2 protein-coding genes and 2 pseudogenes are annotated in these 3,238 nt (G+C 68.9%); 1 reads left to right on the forward strand and 3 read right to left on the reverse strand.

What is annotated here, in order from left to right:
* A pseudogene (locus GJ633_RS17335) lies at positions 1-188 on the forward strand (hypothetical protein); the annotation flags it as partial.
* A 52-nt stretch (positions 189-240) separates the two neighbouring features.
* Here the strand turns inward: GJ633_RS17335 and GJ633_RS15270 are convergent.
* From GJ633_RS15270 to GJ633_RS17995, 3 genes and pseudogenes are all read right to left on the reverse strand, one after another.
* Complete coding sequence (locus GJ633_RS15270; RefSeq protein ID WP_321169119.1) at positions 241-2,301, reverse strand: DEAD/DEAH box helicase; 2,061 nt, start codon at positions 2,299-2,301, stop codon at positions 241-243.
* Between the two features lie 73 nt (positions 2,302-2,374).
* Positions 2,375-2,905, reverse strand: coding sequence for a 50S ribosomal protein L16 (locus tag GJ633_RS15275; protein WP_156589480.1), 531 nt, complete (start codon positions 2,903-2,905; stop codon positions 2,375-2,377).
* 116 nt (positions 2,906-3,021) lie between these two features.
* Positions 3,022-3,238 (reverse strand): annotated as a pseudogene (locus tag GJ633_RS17995) (endonuclease NucS); the annotation flags it as partial.

Genomic DNA, 3,238 nt, shown 5'->3' on the forward strand with positions numbered 1-3,238 from the left:
TGGGGTTCGACACGGACGCCTACCGGCCGTTGGGGTCGCGGATCGACGGCCGCGAGCGGGTCGGGCCGGACCTGGCTCGTCGGCTCCGGCTCCGCTGTGCCGACCGACTGGAGCGCGACCTCGACCGGATCGACCCGCGGGAAGCCGGCCACCCCGACGAGGAACCGGTCCCGGCGGCGTCGCCGTGAGGTCTCACGGCGCCGTTCGCACCGGTCGCTCGGTTCGGCCGAGTCGCCTCCCTTACCCCGTCTCCTCGTCGTCGCGGAGTTCCATGTCGGCGACGATGTCGTACGGGTCCGTCCCCTTCCGTATCAGATCGAGGATCCGAAACGCCTCGTCGGGCGCGAGGAAGTGTCTGGCCACGCCGCGTCCGAGCGGCGTGGGCGAGAACCCGTCGATGAACTCCCACTCCAACAGCTTGCCGACCGCGTGTTTCGTGGGTACCTCGCCGATCATCCGGTCGTTGAGCCGCTTGGCCTTCCTGCCAGCGACGACGACGTTCGCCAGCGTCTCCTCGACGGCCGCGGCCTCGTCGTAGTGGGTCGCGACGTCCTCCATCTCCCCTTTGAGGAGGGTGAACGCCACCTCGTCTTCGGTGCGGTCCATCGCGTTGTGGTAGACGCCGTCGGGCTCGACGAGGAGGTAGACGCGCCCGCGGTCGTGGTAGTCGGGCCGGCCCGCCCGCCCGAGCATCTGTGAGAACTCCTGGACCGAGAGCCACTCGATCCCCATCGCCAGCGAGTCGAATATCACCTGCGAGGCGGGGAAGTCGACGCCGGCCGCCAGCGCCGCGGTGGTGACGACCGCCGACAGGTCCTGGTTCCCGAACTGCCGTTCGACCTGCTTGCGGCGCTTGTAGTCGAGCCCGGCGTGGTACGGGGCGGAGTCGTACCGGAGCTTCCGGCTGATCTCGTGACAGCGCCGCCGGGAGTTCGTGAAGACGATCGTCTGGCCGCGGTACCCCTTCGAGGACTTCTGATCGAACTCCCGCTTGACGAGCTTGTCGGCGATCTCGGCCTTCTCGCGGCCGTCCGCGAAGGTGACGTGGCGCTCGATCGGGACGGGGCGCTCCTCGAACTCGATGAGCGTCGCCCGCAGCTTCTCGGCGAGCCACTCGGGGTTGCCGACGGTCGCCGAGAGGTAGACGAACTGGGTGCCGCCGTAGTCGGCGTGGGTCTCCATGCGGTCCTCGCTGTAGTACTTCAGCCGGGAGATGAGCCCGTCGAGCCGGTGGCCGCGCTCGCCCTCCTTCAGCGTGTGGACCTCGTCGATGACGACCGTCCCCACGTCGCCGAGGTCCTTGCCGGTCCGGAGCGCGTGGTCGATCCCCTCGTAGGTGCCCACGATCACGTCGGCGTTCGGGTCGAACCGGTTGCCGTCGTCGTTCACCCGGGAGGACCCGACCCGGATCGAGACGTCGAGGAGGCCCCCGTAGCGGTCCTGGAAGTCCTCGTGCTTCTGGTTGGCGAGCGCGACGAGCGGCACTAAGAAGAGGAGCTTCCCGTCGCCCTTCAGCGCGCGGTCGATCCCCGTCAGCTCGCCGACCAGCGTCTTCCCCGTCGCGGTCGCGCTCACCACGAGCTGGTCGTCGCCGTCGAGGAGGCCGTTGCGGACCGAAAGGCTCTGGACCGGGAGCAGCTCGTCGAACCGGTTCTGGACGTGGTCGGCCAGCTCCGGGTGGAGGTCGAGATCCGCGGTCCGGACGGGCGAGACGTCGTCGACGTTCGCGGACACCTCGTCGTACTTGGTGAGGTCGGGATCGAGCCCGCCCTGCAGCAGGTTCACGATCCGGTCCAAGTCACCGGACTCGTACAGCAGCTCCTCCAAGCGCTCCTCCGCCGCGCCCGTGAACTCGCCTTTGTAGGACAGCTCCCGCTCCAGCTCGCGGCGGGCGCACTCTCGGCAGATCAGTTCGTCGTTGTGTTCGATCGCGTCCTCGCTGGTGATCGGTCCGTACCGGCCGTCGTTCGCACACCGCCGACAGGTCCGGACGGTGAGCGACTCCAGCTGGTAGCCGTCGAGCATCGCCTCCAAGCGCCTCCGATTCTCCGGCGCCGTCTGCTCGGAGATCCGGATGCGGTCGGCCGCCCGCGCGAGGTCGACGAACTCGTCGGGCTGGCGAGGGTGGTCCTCGCCGTCGCGAACGACCCGGAACTTCCCCGGGCGCGGGCCCGCGGCAGTCTCCTTGAGTTCGAGCCGCCCGCGGAGCACCCGGTTCCCGTCGCGGGTGGCGACGACGGTGTAGTCGCTCCGCGACTCGTGGAGGAACAGCGTCTCGACCTCGGCCAACTGCTGTGACACTGCCGAGGCGTACGCGATCGAGGTATTTCAGGGGTTCGGCTCCCCCCGGCGACCGGGCAGAGAAAGACGCTGTCTACGAGATGAGCAGTTCCTCGCCGCGCTCGACCGTGATCCGGCACGGCGGCGAGAGCTTGTTGTACGCGCGACGGAACGCCTCCTTCACGGCGGGCGCCTGGTCCACGTCGCAGTAGGCGGTGAAGACGACGTCGTCCTTGTTGAGCCGTGCGGCGGTCCCGACGGGCTTGCCGAACGCCTGTCGCATCCCGTCGGAGACGCGGTCCGCGCCCGCACCGGTCGCCTGCTTGTTCTCGCGGATGACCTGGTGGGGGAACTTGCGGAGGGTCATCTTGTAGTTGCCCTCGCCGAGCTCCTTGATGAGGTGACGGTTCGCCGAGAGCCGCGCGCTCTCTAACGCGCCGTGACGGACCTGGAGTTCCTCTTCGACGCGGAGGCTGATCTCGACCGGGTAGTCGTCCGGCTCCGCGGAGAGGTCGCCCATGTTGTGCTGGGCGATCTTCGATCCCGGGATCCCTGTGATGTACTCGCGCCGGGTGTACGACGGCTTGTCGATTTCCCGGTACATGGAGGCGGGTTTGTCGGACATGGTTACTTGTCCGATGTAGCCCGTGCTGCGGCGATAAAGCCTTCGATAGCGAGGCGTCGCGTTCGCGGCACTCGCGGCGTATGCGGGCGGCTCACGCGATCGGTCGCCGGCCCGGGTCACTCCGCCGGCGTCGGTTCGAGCGCGACATGGTCGAACCCGCGGTCCGCGAGCCGTTCGGCGGCCCGATCGGTTATCGAGGGGGCGACGAGGACACCGCGGACGGCGGGGGTGTCGTCGTTTGCGGCGGGCGCGTCGTCGCGGTCACCGTCGCGGTCGCTGGTGTCGTCGCGGTCGCCGTCGCGGTCGCTGGTGTCGTCGCGGTCGCTGTCGCCG

This window comes from Halorubrum sp. CBA1125 (genome assembly GCF_009742825.1).
In the GTDB taxonomy this organism is placed as follows: domain Archaea; phylum Halobacteriota; class Halobacteria; order Halobacteriales; family Haloferacaceae; genus Halorubrum.

Coding starts and splice junctions, on each gene's coding strand:
- GJ633_RS15275 (WP_156589480.1), bottom strand. CDS start 2,905: ATGTCCGACAAACCCGCCTCCATGTACCGGGAAATCGACAAGCCGTCG.